This window comes from Streptomyces thermovulgaris, assembly GCF_002155915.1.
Taxonomy (GTDB): Bacteria; Actinomycetota; Actinomycetes; order Streptomycetales; family Streptomycetaceae; genus Streptomyces; species Streptomyces thermovulgaris.
This window is the reverse complement of sequence record NZ_MUME01000088.1, coordinates 17,464-35,672: the sequence shown is the minus strand read 5'-3', so window position 1 is coordinate 35,672 and position 18,209 is coordinate 17,464. Positions and strand designations below refer to the sequence as shown.

The following is an 18,209-nucleotide window of genomic DNA, read 5'->3' as shown; positions in this document are numbered from 1 at the left end:
AACTTACGGTTCCGTAGGTACGATGCGCGCATGACAGCCTCCGTCTCCGACACGCCCTTGGACACACCGGCTGCCGACCGCGGCCCGGTCGAGCTCTCCCTCCCGCATCCGGTCAAGCCGAAGCTGCGCGGCTGGCTGCATCTGGGCATGTTCCCGGCCGTGCTCGTCGCGGGGCTGGCCCTCACCGCGCTGGCCGTCTCCCCCCGCGGGCGGATCGCCTGCGGGATCTACGTCCTCACCGCCTGCCTGCTCTTCGGCGTCAGCGCGCTGTACCACCGGGGCGACTGGGGGCCGCGCATGACCGGCATCCTGCGCCGGCTCGACCATGCGAACATCTTCCTGATCATCGCGGGCACCTACACCCCGCTGACCCTGCTGCTCCTGCCCGGCGCCAAGGGCCAGTGGCTGCTGTGGGGCATCTGGGCCGCGGCCGTCGCCGGCATCGTCTTCCGCGTCTTCTGGGTGGGCGCCCCCCGCTGGCTCTACACCCCCTGCTACATCGCGATGGGCTGGGCGGCCGTCTTCTTCCTGCCCGACTTCCTGCGCACCGGCGGCGTCGCGGTCCTGGTCCTGGTGGTCGTCGGCGGCGTCCTCTACAGCGCGGGCGGCATCGTCTACGGCATCAAGCGGCCGAACCCCTCCCCGCGCTGGTTCGGCTTCCACGAGGTCTTCCACTCCTTCACGCTGGCCGCGTTCGTGGTCCACTACGTGGGGATCTCCCTGGTGGCGTACCAGCACGCATAGCCGTCGCCCGCTCCCGCAGGCCCCTCCCGTCGCCGTGCCGAAAAAGGCCGCGGGGCGTCCCGCGCATGGCCCGCACCTCGGCGGACAAGGACAATGACGCCCATGACCGCCGCACGTCCCGTCCCCGCCGACCGTCCTTCGACGGGGCTCAGGGAGCGCAAGAAGCTCAAGACCCGGCAGGCGATCCGTTCGGCGGCCTACGCGCTGATCGAGGAGCAGGGGTACGACGCCACGACGATCGAGCAGATCGCCGACCGTGCCGAGGTGTCGCCGTCGACCGTCTGCCGGTACTTCCCGGCCAAGGAGGACATCGTCCTCATGGACGCGTTCGGCTCGGCCCTGCTGGAGGAGCTGCGGGACCGGCCCGCGGACGAGCCGTGGACGGACTCGCTGCGGCACGCGATGCGCCAGGCGCTCGCGCCGAGCACGGGCGAGGAGCCCGGGGCGGCCCGGCTGCGCGCCCGGCTGGCCGCCGAAGTGCCCGCGGTCCGCGCCCGGATGCTGGAGAAGCTGTCGGACACCGCCCGGCTCGTCCGCCGGGCGGTCGCGGCCCGCACCGGGCTGGACCAGGACGGCCTGGAGATGCGGGTCTTCGCCGCCTCCCTCGTGAGCGGTCTGCTGGAGGCCGCCCTGTACTGGGCCGAGCACGGGCACCGGGACGAACCGGACGCCCTCGTGGAGCGCGCCCTGGAGGTCCTGGACCACGGGCTGCCCACCGCCGGCTCCGGAAGGAAGTCCGGGGAGAAGTCCGGGGAGAAGCCCGGGGACGAGGCCCGGGAGGAGTCCGGGGAGAAGTCCGGGCACGAGGCCCGAGGAAGGGCCCGGGGAGCACGGTCCTGAGAAAACCTGGGGTCCCGGTCCCGCGCCCGTGCCATCCTGGCCGGGTGAACGGTCCCGAGATCCGCGTCGAGTTCGCCCCCGGCCTGCATCTGTTCGTCCCTCACTCCCGGCGCCACGGCGCCACCCCGGTCGTCACCGACGGCGTCTCGACGCTCGGTCACGTCGTGGAGTCCCTGGGCGTGCCGCTCACCGAGGTCGGCGCACTGGTGGTGGACGGCCGCACGGTGCCGGCGTCGCACGTCCCCCGGGCGCACGAGACCGTCCAGGTGCGGGCCGTGACACGCCCCCAGCAGGTTCCCGGCGCTCCCCTGCGCTTCCTCCTCGACGTGCATCTGGGCACCCTCGCCCGCCGTCTGCGTCTGCTGGGCGTGGACGCTGCCTACGAGTCGACCGACATCGGCGACCCGGCCCTCGCCGCCCGCTCCGCCGCCGAGAAACGCGTCATGCTCAGCCGTGACCGGGGCCTGCTGCGCCGCCGCGAACTGTGGGCGGGCGCCTTCGTCTACAGCACCCGCCCCGACGAGCAGCTCCACGACGTCCTCGACCGCTTCCGCCCCGCTCTCGCCCCCTGGACCCGGTGCACCGCCTGCAACGGCCTGCTGGAGGACGCCGCGAAGGAGGAGGTGGCCGACCAGCTGGAGCACGGCACACGGCGCACCTACGACGTCTTCGCCCGCTGCCGCGACTGCGGCCGCGCCTACTGGAAGGGCGCCCACCACGAGCAGCTGGAGGCGATCGTGGAGCGTGCCCTGGCCGGGTACGCCGACCGGACGTGACCCCGCCGCCCCCGTCCCGGGCCTGTCCCGGACCGGGGGCTTGTCCGGCCCGGGGTCGTCCGGGCCCGGCTCAGCCGCTCAGGGCGGCACGCAGACGGTCCGGGTCGGTGGTCGGGGCGTCGCAGGTGAAGTCGCGGCAGACATAGGCGGCCGGCTCGCCGTTGACGAGCGGCCGGCCGGCGAGCAGGGGGAACTCGTCGCTCCCCGGGGTGCCGCAGGCGACGACGGCACCGGGGGCGGTGCCCAGAAGTGCCGTACGGTGCAGGGCCTTCGCCGCCTCGTCGTCGAGGGACGGCCCCACGACGGCCACCTCGCGCGGTCCGTCGAGCAGGGCCTCGGCCACGGCCAGCCCCCAGCCGATGTAGCGGGGGACGCGCGGACCGAGCGCCCGGACCACGCCCAACGCCTTCTCGGCGGCGGTGCGATGGGCCTCGGAGCCCGTGTGGGCCGCATAGCCGAGCAGGGCGCCGGCGGCCGCCGTCCAGCCGGAGGGGGTGGCGTTGTCGGTGGGGTCCTGGGGGCGGCGGATCAACTGCTCGGCGTCGACGGCCGTGTCGTACAGGGCACCCGTCTCCGGGTCGGTGAACCGGGTGAGCACATGCCCGAGGAGCAGCCCGGCGAACTCCAGCCACACCCCCTCGCCGGTGACGGAGGCCAGGGCGAGGAAGCCCTCGGCCACGTCGGCGTAGTCCTCCAGCACCCCGGCGTTGGCGCCGGGCCGGCCGTCCTTGCTGGTGCGGCACAGCGCGGCGTGCTCGTCCATGTGCACCCGCACCAGGAGGTCGGCGGCGGCGGTCGCGGCGTCCACCAGGTCCGGACGGTCGAAGTAGGCGCCGGTCTCGGCGAGGGCGGCGATCGCGAGCCCGTTCCAGGCGGCGACCACCTTGTCGTCCCGGCCGGGGGCGGGGCGCTCGGCCCGCTTCTCGAACAGCCGGCGCCTGATCGACTCGATCCGCCCGGCGTCGGCCATGCCCTCCTGCTGCGGCAGCCGCAGCACGGAGGCGCCGTGCTCGAAGGTGCCCTCCTCGGTCACGCCGAAGTACCGGGCGGCGAGTTCGGCGTCCTGCTCCCCGAGGGCCTCCCGCAGCTGCCGCGGGGTCCACACGTAGTAGGCGCCCTCGGCGTGCCTGCCGGTCCCGTCGTCGCTGTCGGCGTCCAGGGCCGAGGCGAACCCGCCCTCCTCGGTGCGCAGTTCACGCACCATGAAGTCGGCGGTCTCCAGGGCGACACGGCGGGCGAACTCCGAACCGGTGGCCCGCCACAGATGGGCGTAGACCCGGCACAGCAGGGCGTTGTCGTACAGCATCTTCTCGAAGTGCGGCACCACCCAGTCCCGGTCCACGGAGTACCGGGCGAAGCCGCCGCCGAGCTGGTCGTAGATGCCGCCGCGGGCCATCCGCTCGCAGGTGTCCTGCGCCATCTGCAGGGCCCCCTCGGAGCCGGTGCGGGCATGGTGCCGCAGCAGGAACTCGAGCACCATCGACGGCGGGAACTTCGGCGCCCCGCCGAAACCGCCGCGCCGCGCGTCGTACTCCCGGGTCAGTGCCAGCAGCGCCTGCGCCGTCTCCGGTGCGCCGGGGACCTGTGCGGCGCCGTAGTCGAGCTCCCGGTTCGCCAGGTCCCGCACGATCCTCGCGGCGGCGTCGGCGATCTCCTCCCGCCGGGTCTCCCACGCCTGCCGCACGCCCTCCAGCACCTGCCGGAACGACGGCATCCCGTGCCGGGGCACGGGCGGAAAGTACGTACCGAAGTAGAACGGCTCGGCCTCGGGCGTCAGGAACACGGTCATGGGCCACCCGCCGTGTCCGGTCGCCGCCTGGACGGCCTCCATGTACACCGCGTCGACGTCGGGCCGTTCCTCGCGGTCGACCTTGACGTTGACGAAGTGCTCGTTCATGACGGCGGCCGTGTCCGGGTCCTCGAAGGACTCATGAGCCATGACATGGCACCAGTGACAGCTGCTGTACCCGACGCTCAGCAGCACGGGGACCCCGCGCCTGCGCGCCTCCGCGAAGGCCTCCTTCGACCATGGCCACCAGTCGACCGGGTTGTCGGCGTGCTGGAGCAGGTACGGAGAGGTCTCATGGGCCAGTCGGTTCGGCATGCCTCCATCCTGCCTCACCGGTCCCCCGCCGGGTACGGAACGTGATCACCGCACGGCGTCCCGTGCGGGTCCCGGGAGGGCATGTGCGCACCCGGCCACGCCTTCTCGTCGCGGCCCGCCCGCGGCGGTCACCGGCTGCGCGACGGGAAGCCGGAGGGCTGCTCCCGGGGCCCGCCGACTGCCGGGCGGCGGGGCATGAGCCGAAAGGCGGGCCGGCAGGCGGGCCCGGCGTCCGGGCACGGTGCCGGGCCGTCCGGCGCGAAAGGTGCGCGGAAGGCGACGAGGGGAGCGGCGCCGGCCGGGTGGTGCGGGCGGCACCGCCCGGTGTCAGCTCTGCTGGGCCCCGGGATCGGCCGCGGGGGCGCCGGACGACGTCTCCGCCTCCGGCTCCTCCTTGAAGTCGACCCTGTTCATGTGGCGGTTCATGGACTTCATCAGGCCCCACACGGCCAGGGCCATCACGGCGAAGACGATGAACCCGAGAACGCCGGGGGTGACCTTGTTCGGGTCGACCTCGGCGAGGGGGACGAGGTGCGTCACTGCCGTGTTCGCGCTTGCGCTCATGCCAGGCATTGTCCCTCAGGACTGCCGGATGCCCGCAAAGAGGTCGTCCTCGGGGAGCGAGGTGGCCACGAGGGACTTCGCGAGCTCGTACTCCTCGGTGGGCCAGACCTCCTTCTGGACCTCCAGCGGCACCCGGAACCAGCCGCCGTCGGGGTCGATCTGCGTGGCGTGGGCGATCAGCGCCTTGTCGCGGATCTCGAAGAAGTCGGCGCAGGGGACGTGCGTGGTGATCGTGCGGTCCTTGCGGCCGGACTTCTCCCAGCGCTCGAGCCACTCGCCGTAGGGGGACTCCAGGCCGCGGTCCAGCATGGCCTTGTGCAGCGCCTCGGTGCGCGGGCGGTTGAAGCCCTGGTTGTAGTACAGCTTCAGCGGCTGGTACGTCGGGCCGTACTCCTCCACCGGGTACTTCTCGGCGTCCGCGGCTCCCTCGAAGGCCACCATCGAGATCTTGTGGGTCATGATGTGGTCGGGGTGCGGATAGCCGCCGTTCTCGTCGTAGGTGGTGATCACCTGGGGACGGAAGGAGCGGATCCGGCGCACCAGCTCACCGGCCGCCTTGTCGACGTCCTCCAGGGCGAAGCAGCCCTCGGGCAGCGGGGGCGGCGGGTCGCCCTCGGGCAGCCCGGAGTCGACGAAGCCGAGCCACTCCTGCTTGACGCCGAGGATCTGCCGGGCCTCCTCCATCTCCTTGCGGCGTACCTCGTGGATGTTCTCCTCGATGTACTTGTCCCCCTGCAGCTTGGGATTGAGGATGGAGCCACGCTCTCCGCCCGTGCAGGTCACCACCAGCACGTCCACCCCCTCGGACACGTACTTGGCCATGGTGGCCGCCCCCTTGCTCGACTCGTCGTCGGGGTGCGCGTGCACGGCCATCAGTCTCAACTGCTCGGTCAAGGCTCAGTCCTCAAGATCAGGTCGGTGCCCGGTGCAAGCGGGCAGTCAACGGTGCCGCCCCACGGGTACGCCGTCGGGTCCATCGTCCCGGGGTGGCGGTCGGGCAGTCGTGCGTGGGCTTCTATAGTGACCGAATCGGGGGTCGAATAATTCCGGGTTGCACCCCTGGGAGCCCCCGCGGGACACGGGTTCCGCCCCGGCCGAGAGGACGATCATGAGTACGGTGAGCACCAGGCCGCCCGAGGGCCGCTACGGCCGCTCCCCGGGCGAGCGCGACGACCGCGGGCTCAAGATCGTGGGCGCCGTTCTGGGCGCGGCCCTGCTGGCCCTGATCGGCTACTTCGGTTATCACTACGTCGGCCGGAACGAGATCAGCGGGCAGGTCGTCTCCTTCGAGACCTCGCAGGACGCGATGCGGATCCAGCTGGAGGTCCACAAGGACGCCGACGTCCGCGGCTACTGCACCCTGCGCTCACGGGCCGTCGACGGCAGCGAGGTCGGACGGGCGGACTTCCGCTTCGACCAGCGGGCCGCACGGATCGACACCGTGGTCACGCTGCGGACGACGACACGGGGCGCGACAGCGGAGCTGGTGGGCTGCCATGCCGACTGACGCGCCGCCCGGTACGTCGGTCGGCGCATCCGGACGGGCCGGAATAGAGGGGCGTCGACCTGCGTTGACGTAGGTCTTGTGGCTTATGTCCTCCCCCTTTGAAGCGGGGGTTGTTAGGCTCGTGGTTTCGCCCATCCAAGAGGGAACATCCTTCTGGGTAGGGCGATGCTTTTGTATACCCAGTACCGACGAGGAGCACCTGTGACCCAGACCAGCGAGAACGTCACCTGGCTGACCCAGGAGGCGTACAACAAGCTCAAGGAAGAGCTTGCCTACCTTACTGGTCCTGCGCGCACGGAGATCGCCGCCAAGATCGCGGCAGCGCGCGAGGAAGGGGACCTGCGTGAGAACGGCGGGTACCACGCGGCCAAGGAGGAGCAGGGCAAGCAGGAGCTCCGCGTACGCCAGCTGACCCAGCTCCTGGAGAACGCGAGGGTCGGCTCGCCGCCGGTCGAGGAGGGCACCGTCGCTCCGGGCATGGTCGTCACGATCGCCTTCGACGGCGACGAGGACGACACGCTGACCTTCCTGCTGGCCTCGCGCGAATACGCCAGCTCCGAGATCGAGACCTACTCGCCGCAGTCCCCGCTGGGCTCCGGCGTGATGGGCCACAAGGTCGGCGAGACCGTGGAGTACGAGCTGCCCAACGGAAAGACCGCCTCGGTGAAGATCCTCAGTGTCGAGCCGTACAAGGGCTGAGCCCGCACACACCCGCCGCCCCTTCTGGTGAACCCCCGGCGCCTCGCCTGTGCGCCGGGGGTTCCCTCATGCTCCGGCCGGTTTGCCGGCCCTTCCGCCGTCGCCGTGCCTCATGCCGAGGCCGAGCGGTACTTGCGGACCGCGAGCGTACGGAAGACCGCGATGATCAGGAGCGACCAGATCACCGAGGCCAGGATCGGGTGCTGCATGGGCCACGCCTCGGGCGTCCGGAAGCCCGGGGGAATGTTGCCGAACAGCTCACGGCACGCCTGGACGGTGGCGCTGAACGGGTTCCACTCCGCGATGTGCCGCAGAACGGTCGGCATCTGGTTCGCGTCCACGAACGCGTTCGAGATGAACGTCAGCGGAAACAGCCAGATCAGACCGCCGGACGTCGCCGCCTCGGGCGTGCGCACGGACAGGCCGATGAGCGCGCCGATCCACGAGAACGCGTAGCCGAGCAGCAGGAGCAGCAGGAAGCCGGCGAGCACCTTGCCGATGTTCTCGTGCGTGCGCCAGCCGACGATCAGGGCGACGAGCGCCAGGACGACGACCGTGAGCGTCGTCTGCACCAGGTCGGCGAGGGTGCGGCCGGTCAGCACCGCGCCGCGCGCCATGGGCAGGGAGCGGAACCGGTCGATGAGGCCCTTGTGCATGTCGTCGGCGATGCCCGCCCCCGCGCCCGCCGTGGCGAACGTGACGGTCTGGGCGAAGATGCCGGCCATCAGGAACTCGCGGTAGCTCTCGGAGGAGGCGGTGGAGCCGACCTGGATCGAGCCGCCGAACACATAGCTGAACAGCACCACGAACATGACCGGCTGGATGAGCCCGAAGATGACCATCTCGGGGATCCGGGTCATGCGGATCAGATTGCGCTTGGTGACGACCAGCGAGTCCCGGAGGGACTGCATCACGGGGTTGCCGGACGGCTCGATGCGCACACTGTCGGTGACGGCACTCACTTGACGGTCTCCTTCTCGCGCCGGCGGTCTCTTGCGGCGGCGCTCTCCGCGCCGTTCTCCTCGTCCGTGGCCTCGGCCACGCGGCCCGTGAGGGACAGGAACACGTCGTCGAGCGTGGGGCGGCGCAGCCCGATGTCGTCGATCTCGATCCCGCGGATGTCCAGCTCGCGGATGATCTCGGCCAGCAGCTTGGCCCCGCCGGTGACCGGCACGGTCAGCTTGCGGGTGTGCTCCTCGACGGTGGCGTCGCTCGTGCCGAAGCCGCGCAGCACCTCGCAGGCGGTGGAGATGAACGCGCGGTCGTGCACGACGACCTCGACGCGCTCGCCGCCGGTGCGGGCCTTGAGCTGGTCGGAGGTGCCGCGGGCGATGACCCGGCCGTGGTCGACGACCGCGATTTCGTGCGCCAGCTGATCGGCCTCCTCCAGGTACTGGGTGGTCAGCAGCAGGGTCGTCCCCCCGGAGACGAGCTCCTTGATGACGTCCCACAGCTGCTGGCGGTTGCGCGGGTCGAGGCCGGTCGTCGGCTCGTCCATGAACATCACCGGCGGGGAGACGACGAGCGCCGCCGCCAGGTCGAGCCGGCGGCGCATGCCGCCGGAGTAGGTCTTCGCGGGCCGGTCCGCGGCCTCGGTGAGGTTGAACTGCTCCAGCAGCTCGGCGGCCCGCTCCTTCGCCGCGCGGGGCCTCATCTGGTAGAGCCGGCCGACCATCTCGAGGTTCTCCCGGCCGGTCAGATACTCGTCGACCGCGGCGAACTGACCGGACAGGCCGATGGAACGCCGCACTTCATTGGGCTGCTTGAGCACGTCGAGGCCGGCGACGACGGCCTTGCCGCTGTCGGGTCGCAGCAGGGTCGTCAGACAGCGGACGGTGGTGGTCTTGCCCGCGCCGTTCGGCCCGAGCAGTCCGAGCACCGTGCCCTCGGGGACATCGAGGTCGACGCCGTCCAGAGCTCTTACATCACCGAAGGTCTTCACCAGCCCTTCGGCGTAGATGGCGCCTGGCATAAGGGATCTCCACGTCAATAGGGGATTGCCGGAAAAGCCTAGAGAGACAGGTTGCGTTCCGCCCGGAATTTTTCTGCGCGACGTCCGCGCACATCCACGAGACGCGACACACACCATAACGCGATGTATCGCGTTCTTCCAAGGGGTTTTCCCGAGGCTGTGGCAGACAGGGGCGCGCACGGCCGTGACCTGGGCTTTCTGCCGCCCGTGGACCGGTCGGCCGGCGGGTCGGCCCGACGGGGCGGGCGGTCCGCGAACGGCCGGCGGGGCCGGGACGGCCCGGCCGGCGGGTCGGCGGGTTCGGTCGTGGCTCCTGCCGGCGGCCTCAGCCGGTGTCGGCCGGTGTCAGTCGATGTCGGCCGGTCGGCCGGTGTCAGTCGATGATCGTGTAGCCGGCGTCGCGCAGGGCCTGCCGGACCTCGGCGCAGTGTGCCGGCCCCTTCGTCTCCAGATGCAGCTCCACCTCCGCCTCCGTGAGCCCGAGCCGTGGGTCGGTGCGCACATGACTCACGTCGAGGACGTTGGCGTCGGCCACCGACAACACCCCCAGAAGCGTGGCGAGCGCACCCGGCCGGTCCGCCAGCCGCAGCCGAACGGCCAGGTAGCGGCCCTGCGCGGCCATCCCGTGCCGCAGCACCCGCTGCAGCAGCACCGGATCGACGTTGCCGCCGGACAGCACCGCCACCACCGGGCCCTCGAGGCCGCCGAGGCCGTCCGCACCGCCCAGCAGCGCGGCGACCGGACTCGCACCGGCCGGCTCCACGACCAGCTTGGCCCGCTCCAGGCACAGCAGCAGCGCGGCGGACAGCTCGCCCTCGGTGACCGTACGCACCTCGTCCACCAGCTCCTCGACGATCGCGAACGGCACGTCGCCCGGCCGTGCGACCCTGATGCCGTCGGCCATCGTCGACGGGTTCTCGATCGCCACCGGCCGCCCCGCCGCCAGCGACGGCGGATACGCCGCCGAGCCCGCCGCCTGCACCCCGATGATCCGCACCTCGGGCCGGAGCGCCTTCACCGCCACCGCGACACCGGCCGCGAGCCCGCCGCCGCCGATGCCGACGACGATCGTGCGCACCGTCGGGCACTGCTCCAGGATCTCCAGTCCGACCGTGCCCTGGCCCGCGATGATGTCGGGGTGGTCGAACGGGTGGATGAACACCGCCCCGGTCCGGGCCGCGTGCTCCTGCGCGGCGGCCAGGGTCTCGTCGACCACCTGGCCGTGCAGGCGGACCTCGGCGCCGTAGTCCCGGGTGGCGCTGACCTTCGGCAGCGGGGCACCCTTCGGCATGAACACCGTGGCGTGCACCCCGAGCAGCGACGACGCCAGCGCCACGCCCTGCGCGTGGTTGCCGGCGCTCGCGGCCACCACTCCCGCGGCACGCTCCTCGGGCAGCAGTCCGGCGATCCGGACGTAGGCGCCGCGCAGCTTGAACGACCCGGTCCGCTGCAGGTTCTCGCACTTGAGGTACACCGGCACGCCCACCAGCTGGGACAGATGCCTGCTGCTCTCCATCGCGGTCACCCGCGCCACCCCCGAGAGCATCTTCTGCGCGCCGCGCACGTCGTCGAGGGTGACGGCCCGCAGCGGGCCGGCCGTGCTGTAGCTCATGTCCCCAGTCTCGCAGTGCGCGGGCCGCGGACATGGTTGCGCCTCTCCCGCGGCACCGGTTTGCCCAGCACCGGTACGCCCCGCCCCTCAGCCGCGTACTCTGTCCCCCAACCCAAGCAGCCCTTGAGAAGTGAGCCCTCCGCCATGCCCGCTACACCTGACAAGCCGACGGACCCGACGGCCGTCGGTGACACCGGTCTCCTCGACGCCCTCCAGCACGAGGTGGCGGTCTTCGCCCGCCGCGCCGAACAGACCAGGCTCGGCGGGGTCGGCCAGGTGCGCAACTCCATGGACCGCGCCGCCTACCTGCTGCTCAACCGCCTGGACAAGGAAGGGCCGATGGGCGTCAAGGCGCTCGCCGCGAGCATGGGCATCGACTCCTCCACCGTCACCCGCCAGGTGGCACCGCTCGTCGACACCGGGCTCGTCAAGCGCACCTCCCATCCCGAGGACGGGCGGGCCGTGGTGCTCCAGCTCTCCCCGCGCGGGCTGGCGCGGCTGGAGGAGGTCCGCGCCTCCCGGCGGCAGCTGATGGCCGAGCTGACCCAGGACTGGAAACCGGAGGAGCGCGAGGCCTTCTGCTCGCTGCTGACCCGCTTCAACCGTGCCCTCTCCGCCCGCCAGGCCGCCCACTGCGCGGCGCAGCAGGACACGTCACCGGCGTCCTGAGCCTCCTGTGCCGCCCGTGCCGCTCGGGGTCCGCCGCCGGCGGCGCGCCGCCGCGGACGCCGCGCCCCGCGCACGGCTCTTGACCGGCGGGACGCCGCTGTCCTCATATGAGACCGGAAGTGTCCTCGTGGACGAGTACGAGTCATGCACGAGACCGGGACATGAGACCGGGCCCCGCACGCCGCACGGGCACGGATCCCGCCGTCACGGTCGCCCTTGGCAGGAGGCGCGGTGCAAGAACGGCAGGCGTCCCAAGGCGCCCGCCGGGCCCGGGAGTTCGAGGCGTTCGTCGCGGGCGCGGCCGGCCGGCTGCTGCACGTCGCCACACTGCTCACCGCGGAGGTCCCGGACGCCAACCCGCACGCGCGGCGTCTGCTGACCCTCGCCCTGGCGCACACGTACGCGTCCTGGGACCGGCTGCGCGGCGAGGACCCGTACGCCCGCACCCGCGAGCGTCTGGTCACCCGTTTCGCCCACGAGACCTGGTACCGGCACGGGGGCCGTGCCCGCCGGCAGCCCTCCGGCGCCCTGGCCGCCCTCGCCCCGCGGGAACGACTGGTCGCCGTCCTCAGGCTGTACGAGGGAATGGCCGAGGACCAGACGGCGGCCCTGCTGGGGCTGCCCGCGGACCGCGTCCGCGTCCTGTGCGACCGCGCGGTCGCCGCACTCGCCCGCCCGGCGTACCGTCCGGCACCGGCGGTACGCGGCCCCGAGGTGGCACCGTCGTGAACGCCGTGCGCACACGCCCCGGCCCAAGGAGGCGGCGGTGAACCGGACCGAGCGCGAGGCCGCCGTGCGGCGGCTTCTGGAGCAGCCGTCGCCGCAGGTGCCGGCGGAGCTGTACGGCGACGCGGTGCGCCGCGGGGAGCGCATGCTGCGCCGCCGGACGGCCGCCCGCCGGGCGATGTGGCTGGTGCTGTGCGCGGTCGCCGTGGTCCTCGCCGTGTGGGCGGCGACGGCCCGGCCGTGGGTGGAGCCGCCGTCGCACACGACTCCTCCCGTGGCCGACTGGTGACCTCCGGCCGGTGCTCCCCGGCCCGCCGGAATCCCTGGCCGGCCGGTGCTCCCCGGCCGGCCGGTGCTCTTCGTGCTCCCCGGCCCGCCGGTGCGTGCTAGCCGAGCGCCTGCCGCAGGTCCTCGAGCAGGTCGTCGACGTTCTCGATGCCCACCGACAGCCGGACCAGATCCCCGGGGACCTCCAGGGCGGAGCCCGCCGCGGAGGCGTGCGTCATCCGACCGGGGTGCTCGATCAGGGACTCGACCCCGCCGAGGGACTCGCCGAGCGTGAACACCTTGGCACGGTTGCAGACCTCGACGGCCGCCTCCTCGCCGCCCTGCACCCGGAAGGAGACCATGCCGCCGAACGCCTTCATCTGCTTGACGGCCACCTCGTGACCGGGGTGCTCCGGCAGCCCCGGGTACAGCACCTGCGTCACACGCGGGTGCCGGGACAGCATCTCGGCGACCTTGGCGGCGTTCTCGCTGTGCCGGTCCATGCGCACCGCGAGCGTCTTGACGCCGCGCAGCACCAGCCAGGAGTCGAACGGACCCGCGACGGCGCCCATGGCGTTCTGGTGGTACGCCAGCTCGTCGCCCAGCGCCGGGTCGCTGACGACCAGCGCACCGCCGACGACGTCCGAGTGACCGCCCATGTACTTGGTCAGCGAGTGCACCACCACGTCCGCGCCGAGCGCGAGCGGCTGCTGCAGATACGGCGTGGCGAAGGTGTTGTCGACGACGAGCTTGGCGCCCGCTTCGTGAGCGACCTGGGCAACGGCGGCGATGTCGGTGATGCCGAGCAGCGGGTTGGAGGGCGTCTCCACCCACACGGCCTTGGTCCTCGGGGTGACGGCGGCCCGTACGGCGGCCGGGTCGCCGGTGTCCGCGACCGACCACTCCACGCCCCAGCGGGAGACGACCTTGTCGAAGAGGCGGAACGTGCCGCCGTAGGCGTCGTTGGGGATGACGACGTGGTCGCCGGGGCGGAGCAGCGTACGCAGCAGGCAGTCCTCGGCAGCCAGACCGGACGCGAACGCGAGACCGCGGCGGCCGCCCTCGAGGGCGGCGAGGTTCTCCTCCAGGGCGGTCCTGGTCGGGTTGGCGCTGCGGCTGTACTCGTAGCCGCCGCGCAGGCCGCCCACGCCGTCCTGCTTGAAGGTCGACACCTGGTAGATGGGCGGGACGACCGCCCCGGTGAGGGGGTCGGCGGTGTTGCCCGCATGGATCGCGAGCGTCTCGAAGTGCTGACTGATGTGCCTGTCGCTCATGGGCCCGAGGGTAATGGGCTTGCGGAAGTGCTGGCGGACGACAGGGCCCGGCCCCGTGCGCGGCCGGGTTTTCCACAGGCCGGCGGGACAGGTTGGCCAAGTGTCGGCACGGTCTGGTTCGCTGGAGGCATGGAGATTCTCTGGGTCCTGATGGCACTGGTCATGCTGGGCTTCGTCCTGCTTCCGTACATGCGGCGCAAGCGCGGCGTCATCGAGCAGGTGCCCCCGGGGCACCCGGACGCCGCGGACCCGGCGAACTACGGTTTCGTACGGCAGGAGCAGCTGGACGTCCGCCTGCCCGGCCCCGACCAGGACCTGCTGGACGTCCTGGATGTGGTGCAGCGGACCCAGGACTACCGTGCGGCCTCCCAGCTCCTCGCGGGCACGGAGAAGGAGGGCGAGCTGCGCTGGCAGCGTGTGCAGGCCTTCGCCGGCGCCGCCGCGCTGGAACTGCAGCAGCGGCCGGGCGGGGTCGGCGAGACGCCGGGCGGACAGTGGCTGCGGGTGTGGCGCACCGAGGCGCCCAAGGACCCGGGCGGCGCGGCGGTGCACGCGGAGTTCCTGGTGCAGCAGGCGTGGCGTACGTCGACCCCGGGCACGGACGAGTTCCGGATCATCATGGAGGAGGCCAAGGAGGCGTGCGGCCAGGCCGCGCTGCTCGCCCCGGGCGATCCGGTCCCCTACATCATCGAGCTGGCCGTGGCACGCGGCCTGGCGTACTCGCAGCCGGAGTTCGAGAAGCTCTGGCTGAAGATCCTCGACCGTGCGCCGAACCACATGGGGGCCCATCTGGCGGCCCTGCACTACTGGTGCGAGAAGTGGCACGGCTCACGTGAGCTGGCGATGTCGTTCGCCGAGGCCGCGGCCGCCCGCGCGCCCCGGGGTTCCCTGCTGGCGGGCCTTCCGCTCTTCGCCGTCTTCGAGCACATGCCCGAGGTGAACCTGGTCCAGGGCTTCTACCAGAGCGAGGTCGTGACCAAGGCGATCCACGGCGCGCTCCACGCGGTGCAGTCGGCCCGCTCCGACGACCCGGTGCAGGCCCACGTCCGCCATCTGCTGCTCTTCTTCCTCGTCCGCTGCGAGCGCTGGGCGGAGGCCATGCACCAGCTGGTGCACATCGACGGCCATGTGGGCGCCCTGCCGTGGACGCTGTCCGACGACCCGGCGGCGGAGTTCGCCCTCTACCGGGCCCTGGCGGTGGCGGGCTACGAGGCGAACGGCGGCAGCCCGGCGACGCTGCTCCACTGAGACACCTCTCGTCCCCGGCGCCCTCGTCCCCGGCCGGACCGGTGCTTCCCCGGCGAACCGGCTCCGAAGTCCGGCCCGGGGGCCTCTCCCCGGCACGCCCGGCCCGGGGCTGAACCGGGGCTGAACCGGGCCGGGTGGGAGCCGAACCGGGCCCCCGGCGCGTTCGGACCGGGGCCGGAGCAGGGCCGGGAGCGGAGCCCGAGCAGGATCTGAATTGCCCCTCTGACCTGCGGTGGGGCATACTCCGCCTACTTCGCCTGCCGCGTTTCCCCCCACACGCACCACCGCGCGGTCGGCTTCCGGCGGCCGTCGCTCCGCCATGTCCGCTTTCACAGATTCTGTGGGGGGTCCGCCCGATGGGCGCAACTCTGCGCGCGCTGCGCGCCGTCGCGCTGCTGCTCGGCTTCTACGCACTGAACCTCGTCCTGCTCGCGGTGCTGGCCGCCCTCGACGCGGCGGCCCTGCGCTGGGCTCCCAGCGCGCTCGCCGGGAAGATCGTGATCGTCTCGGTCCTGCTGGCCGTTCCCGTGATACGCGGCATGTTCATGCTGCGCGCGCCGAAGGGCGAGGACGTGGCGGGCCTGGAGGTCACCGAGGCCGACGAGCCCCGGCTGTGGGCGCTGGTGCGGGAGCTCGCGGACGCCGCCGGCACCCGCGCCCCCGACCGGATCATCCTCACCGGCGAGGTCAACGCGGCCGTCGCCGAGCAGCCCCGGCTCCTCGGCCTGCTCCCCGGCCCGCGCCGCCTCTACCTCGGCATACCGCTCATGACCGGGCTGAGCGAGGCCCAGCTGCGCGCCGTGCTCGCCCATGAGTACGGCCACTTCACCGGCGGCGACACCCGGCTGGCCGCCGTCGTCGTCCGGGGCCGGACGCGGATCGAGCGGATCATCGAGCAGTTCCGCACCAGGGCCGAGCGCAAGGTCGCCGAGGAGCGCGCCCGCCAGGAGAAGGCCGCCGCCAAGGCCGTGGCCAAGGGCAAGAAGGCCAAGGAGATCGACACGACCGGGGCCGGGCTGACGTACCGGACGATGGCCCGGATCTACACCCTGTACGGCACCTTCTACCTGCGGGCCTCACTGACGACGGCCCGCGACCAGGAGTACGCGGCGGACCTGGCCGCCGCCCGGATCGCCGGCCGCGACGCGACCGCGTCGGCGCTGCGCGAGATCCCGGCGCTCGCCACCGCCCACGCGTTCTACCTCGACTGCTACGCCATGCTCGGTGTGCGGGCGCGGCTGCTGCCGCCGCGCGGCGAGCTCTTCGGCGGCTTCGGCCGGATGCTGAGCGCCCGCGCGCTGGAACTCGTGGAGCTGCGCGCCCAGCTGCCCGACGAGCCCGCCTCCCCGTACGACTCGCACCCGCCGATCGCCGAACGCGTCCGCCGCATCGAGGCCCTGCCCGCCGACGGCCGCGCCGAGGAGGGCAAGGGCGTCGCGCTCGACCTGCTCACCGCTCCGGAGCGGACCCTGGCGGCCCTGGAGGACGCGGTCCTGACGGAGGAGGCCCGCACGTTCCGCCGCGCCGCCGACTGGGACGAGCTGCTGAACGTCTCGATGGCCGAGTCCCTCGCCTCCCTCGACACCCCGCTGCACCGGGCGCTGGCCGTCTACACCAAGGACCGGCCGACCCTGTCCGGGCTGCTGGCGGTGATCGACGACGGGCAGCTGTGGCGGCTGGCGCAGCGCCTGCCGCTGTCCGACGAGGCGGCGGCCGCGACGGGACGCGCCTTCCGCGAGTTCGTCCGTCCCATGCTGCGTGAGGCGCTGCGGAGCATGGTGCTGGCCGAGTTCAGCGCGCACTCGCTGGTGACCTGGGAGTTCTCCTGGGAGCGGGCGGCGACCGCCCACCTTCCCGGATCCCTCGCGGGCGACGGCGAGAACGACGGGGGCACCAAGGCCGGTGCCGTCCTCGCCGCGGCCGTGGAGGCCGCGCTCGCCGACCGCCCGGACACCGGACCGCTGCGCGCACTGCTGCCCCCGGCACCGGCCGCCTGACGCCCCTTCCCCTGTGTCCTCCCCGGCACCTCTCCTCGACGACTTCCCCGGCACCCTTCCCCGACGACCGAGAAACGGAGCCCGTGCCCTATGACCGTCCTGCTGTGGATCCTGGGCATTCTGGCCGTCCCCACCGTGCTCTTCGCCCTGTGGATGGCCCGGGTCTTCGTGAAGGAGTACCGGAAGGAGCTGAAACGGGCGTCCCAGTCGCCGGGCACCGAGGACGCCTCGGAGGTCGCCGAGCAGTTCGGTCTGCTGCCCCCGGAGCGGCAGAACACCGACTGGGCGGCCCCGCTGCCCGCCGGCTGGGCGGCCGCGCTGAACGCCGCGCGCGGCGGGGACTGGCGGCCGGCCGCGAAGGTGCTGCACACCATCGGCCGCGACTGGGAGCGCCGCTCCGCCGCCGTGTCCCTGTTCGCCGAGCAGGCGGCCGAGGAGGACGCCTGGCTGCTCGAGTGGGAGACCGAGCACCCCGACGACCCGGACGCCGCCGTGGTCCGGGCCCGCAGCACCGTGTTCCTCGCCTGGAAGATCCGCGGCAGCAAGCGGGCCCAGTACACGACCCGGGAGCAGTTCGAGGGCTTCCACCGGACTCTGGTGCGCTCCCGCGAGGAGATAGCGCGGGCCGCCGCCCTGAACCCCGACGACCCCACGCCGTACATCGCGGAGATCTGGGTGGCGCTCGGCCTCGGCTACCCGCACTCCGAGATGGACAAGCTCTGGGCGGAGATCACCGCCCGTGCCCCGTACCACTACGAGGCCCACTTCTCGGCGTTGCAGTACTGGTGCGCGAAGTGGCGCGGCTCGGAGCAGCTGGCCACCGGGTTCGCCGAGCGCGCCGCGGCCGGTGCACCGCTGGGCAGCCTGCTCACGGCCCTGCCGCTCATCGCCCACTACGAGCACGACGAGTCGGAGGACAGCGCCGTCGACCGCACGCCCGAGATGGTGGCCCGGGTCGACGCGGCCCTCGCCGACGCGGCGGCGGCCGACCCGGCCCACCCGCGGCTGCCCGAGCTGCGGCACCTGCTGGCGTACTACCTGTCGCTGCAGGACCGGGACGAGGCGGCCCTGGAGCAGTTCAAGCTGGTCGACGGGTATGTGAACGCGCTGCCGTGGCGTTACCGGAACGACATGGCCGAGTACTACTGCACCATCCGCGACTCCTCGGCCGCAGCGGTGGCCGCGGCTGCCGAGCCGGCCGCCTGAACCC

At 72.5% G+C, this 18,209-nt stretch carries 18 protein-coding genes; 11 read left to right on the top strand and 7 right to left on the bottom strand.

Annotated elements, in window-relative coordinates; translation table 11 throughout:
- Positions 1–30: 30 nt before the first annotated feature.
- From trhA to CCN35_RS09685, 3 genes are all read left to right on the top strand, one after another.
- Positions 31–744 (top strand): PAQR family membrane homeostasis protein TrhA, encoded by a 714-nt coding sequence (trhA, locus tag CCN35_RS09695; protein WP_086792296.1) that lies wholly within the window; start codon positions 31–33, stop codon positions 742–744.
- Positions 745–846: 102 nt separating this feature from the next.
- On the top strand, positions 847–1,584 hold the full coding sequence (locus CCN35_RS09690; RefSeq protein ID WP_342748586.1) for a TetR/AcrR family transcriptional regulator: 738 nt from the start codon (positions 847–849) through the stop codon (positions 1,582–1,584).
- A 44-nt stretch (positions 1,585–1,628) separates the two neighbouring features.
- Positions 1,629–2,360 carry a Mut7-C RNAse domain-containing protein gene (locus CCN35_RS09685; protein ID WP_067397264.1) on the top strand — a complete coding sequence of 244 codons (732 nt, stop codon included), beginning with the start codon at positions 1,629–1,631 and terminating at the stop codon, positions 2,358–2,360.
- Positions 2,361–2,430: 70 nt separating this feature from the next.
- Here CCN35_RS09685 and CCN35_RS09680 read toward each other — a convergent pair whose 3' ends face one another.
- The 3 genes from CCN35_RS09680 to mca form a co-directional block, all read right to left on the bottom strand.
- The gene (locus CCN35_RS09680) at positions 2,431–4,464 is read right to left on the bottom strand and encodes a thioredoxin domain-containing protein (RefSeq protein WP_169721346.1); all 2,034 of its coding nucleotides are present in this window, start codon (positions 4,462–4,464) and stop codon (positions 2,431–2,433) included.
- 327 nt (positions 4,465–4,791) lie between these two features.
- Positions 4,792–5,037 carry a hypothetical protein gene (locus CCN35_RS09675; protein ID WP_079129850.1) on the bottom strand — a complete coding sequence of 82 codons (246 nt, stop codon included), beginning with the start codon at positions 5,035–5,037 and terminating at the stop codon, positions 4,792–4,794.
- Between the two features lie 6 nt (positions 5,038–5,043).
- Positions 5,044–5,922, bottom strand: coding sequence for a mycothiol conjugate amidase Mca (mca, locus tag CCN35_RS09670; protein ID WP_086792289.1), 879 nt, complete (start codon positions 5,920–5,922; stop codon positions 5,044–5,046).
- 214 nt (positions 5,923–6,136) lie between these two features.
- Between mca and CCN35_RS09665 the strand changes: the two genes are divergently transcribed.
- Both CCN35_RS09665 and greA read left to right on the top strand, forming a co-directional pair.
- Positions 6,137–6,535 (top strand): DUF4307 domain-containing protein, encoded by a 399-nt coding sequence (locus CCN35_RS09665; RefSeq protein WP_086792287.1) that lies wholly within the window; start codon positions 6,137–6,139, stop codon positions 6,533–6,535.
- Between the two features lie 201 nt (positions 6,536–6,736).
- Positions 6,737–7,234 (top strand): transcription elongation factor GreA, encoded by a 498-nt coding sequence (gene greA / locus CCN35_RS09660; protein WP_067397259.1) that lies wholly within the window; start codon positions 6,737–6,739, stop codon positions 7,232–7,234.
- Positions 7,235–7,344: 110 nt separating this feature from the next.
- On the opposite strand, the gene CCN35_RS09655 is transcribed toward greA, so the two are convergent.
- From CCN35_RS09655 to ilvA, 3 genes are all read right to left on the bottom strand, one after another.
- On the bottom strand, positions 7,345–8,196 hold the full coding sequence (locus CCN35_RS09655) for an ABC transporter permease (RefSeq protein WP_169721345.1): 852 nt from the start codon (positions 8,194–8,196) through the stop codon (positions 7,345–7,347).
- Positions 8,193–9,206 (bottom strand): ATP-binding cassette domain-containing protein, encoded by a 1,014-nt coding sequence (locus tag CCN35_RS09650; RefSeq protein ID WP_086792285.1) that lies wholly within the window; start codon positions 9,204–9,206, stop codon positions 8,193–8,195. The genes CCN35_RS09655 and CCN35_RS09650 overlap by 4 nt, the downstream gene beginning before the upstream one ends.
- Positions 9,207–9,579: 373 nt before the next feature.
- Positions 9,580–10,818, bottom strand: a complete 1,239-nt coding sequence (gene ilvA, locus CCN35_RS09645; RefSeq protein WP_086792283.1) for a threonine ammonia-lyase — start codon at positions 10,816–10,818, stop codon at positions 9,580–9,582.
- A gap of 144 nt (positions 10,819–10,962) precedes the next feature.
- Between ilvA and CCN35_RS09640 the strand changes: the two genes are divergently transcribed.
- From CCN35_RS09640 to CCN35_RS09630, 3 genes are all read left to right on the top strand, one after another.
- The gene (locus tag CCN35_RS09640; protein WP_067397255.1) at positions 10,963–11,487 is read left to right on the top strand and encodes a MarR family winged helix-turn-helix transcriptional regulator; all 525 of its coding nucleotides are present in this window, start codon (positions 10,963–10,965) and stop codon (positions 11,485–11,487) included.
- A gap of 231 nt (positions 11,488–11,718) precedes the next feature.
- A complete protein-coding gene (locus tag CCN35_RS09635; RefSeq protein WP_067397254.1) occupies positions 11,719–12,216 on the top strand; it encodes a sigma factor-like helix-turn-helix DNA-binding protein in 498 nt (165 codons plus the stop codon).
- A gap of 37 nt (positions 12,217–12,253) precedes the next feature.
- Entirely contained in the window at positions 12,254–12,502 is a 249-nt protein-coding gene (locus tag CCN35_RS09630) for a hypothetical protein (RefSeq protein ID WP_086792282.1), read from the top strand.
- Positions 12,503–12,599: 97 nt separating this feature from the next.
- Here the strand turns inward: CCN35_RS09630 and CCN35_RS09625 are convergent, their stop codons facing one another.
- Positions 12,600–13,754: a cystathionine gamma-synthase gene (locus tag CCN35_RS09625; protein ID WP_086792281.1), complete on the bottom strand. Its 1,155-nt coding sequence runs from the start codon at positions 13,752–13,754 to the stop codon at positions 12,600–12,602.
- Between the two features lie 129 nt (positions 13,755–13,883).
- Here CCN35_RS09625 and CCN35_RS09620 point away from each other — a divergent pair, with 129 nt between their 5' ends.
- The 3 genes from CCN35_RS09620 to CCN35_RS09610 all read left to right on the top strand — a co-directional run bounded on the left by CCN35_RS09620 (position 13,884) and on the right by CCN35_RS09610 (position 18,205).
- Positions 13,884–15,002, top strand: a complete 1,119-nt coding sequence (locus tag CCN35_RS09620; RefSeq protein ID WP_067397251.1) for a hypothetical protein — start codon at positions 13,884–13,886, stop codon at positions 15,000–15,002.
- Between the two features lie 356 nt (positions 15,003–15,358).
- Positions 15,359–16,999 (top strand): M48 family metallopeptidase, encoded by a 1,641-nt coding sequence (locus CCN35_RS09615; protein ID WP_086792279.1) that lies wholly within the window; start codon positions 15,359–15,361, stop codon positions 16,997–16,999.
- A 90-nt stretch (positions 17,000–17,089) separates the two neighbouring features.
- Positions 17,090–18,205, top strand: coding sequence for a hypothetical protein (locus tag CCN35_RS09610; RefSeq protein WP_067397249.1), 1,116 nt, complete (start codon positions 17,090–17,092; stop codon positions 18,203–18,205).
- The last annotated feature ends 4 nt before the right edge of the window (positions 18,206–18,209 follow it).

Bases quoted from the DNA above. Each gene is read 5' to 3' on its own strand.
- trhA (WP_086792296.1), top strand. From the start codon at position 31: ATGACAGCCTCCGTCTCCGACACGCCCTTGGACACACCGGCTGCCGAC.
- CCN35_RS09690 (WP_342748586.1), top strand. From the start codon at position 847: ATGACCGCCGCACGTCCCGTCCCCGCCGACCGTCCTTCGACGGGGCTC.
- CCN35_RS09680 (WP_169721346.1), bottom strand. From the start codon at position 4,464: ATGCCGAACCGACTGGCCCATGAGACCTCTCCGTACCTGCTCCAGCAC.
- CCN35_RS09675 (WP_079129850.1), bottom strand. From the start codon at position 5,037: ATGCCTGGCATGAGCGCAAGCGCGAACACGGCAGTGACGCACCTCGTC.
- CCN35_RS09665 (WP_086792287.1), top strand. From the start codon at position 6,137: ATGAGTACGGTGAGCACCAGGCCGCCCGAGGGCCGCTACGGCCGCTCC.
- CCN35_RS09650 (WP_086792285.1), bottom strand. From the start codon at position 9,206: ATGCCAGGCGCCATCTACGCCGAAGGGCTGGTGAAGACCTTCGGTGAT.
- ilvA (WP_086792283.1), bottom strand. From the start codon at position 10,818: ATGAGCTACAGCACGGCCGGCCCGCTGCGGGCCGTCACCCTCGACGAC.
- CCN35_RS09640 (WP_067397255.1), top strand. From the start codon at position 10,963: ATGCCCGCTACACCTGACAAGCCGACGGACCCGACGGCCGTCGGTGAC.
- CCN35_RS09625 (WP_086792281.1), bottom strand. From the start codon at position 13,754: ATGAGCGACAGGCACATCAGTCAGCACTTCGAGACGCTCGCGATCCAT.
- CCN35_RS09620 (WP_067397251.1), top strand. From the start codon at position 13,884: ATGGAGATTCTCTGGGTCCTGATGGCACTGGTCATGCTGGGCTTCGTC.
- CCN35_RS09615 (WP_086792279.1), top strand. From the start codon at position 15,359: ATGGGCGCAACTCTGCGCGCGCTGCGCGCCGTCGCGCTGCTGCTCGGC.
- CCN35_RS09610 (WP_067397249.1), top strand. From the start codon at position 17,090: ATGACCGTCCTGCTGTGGATCCTGGGCATTCTGGCCGTCCCCACCGTG.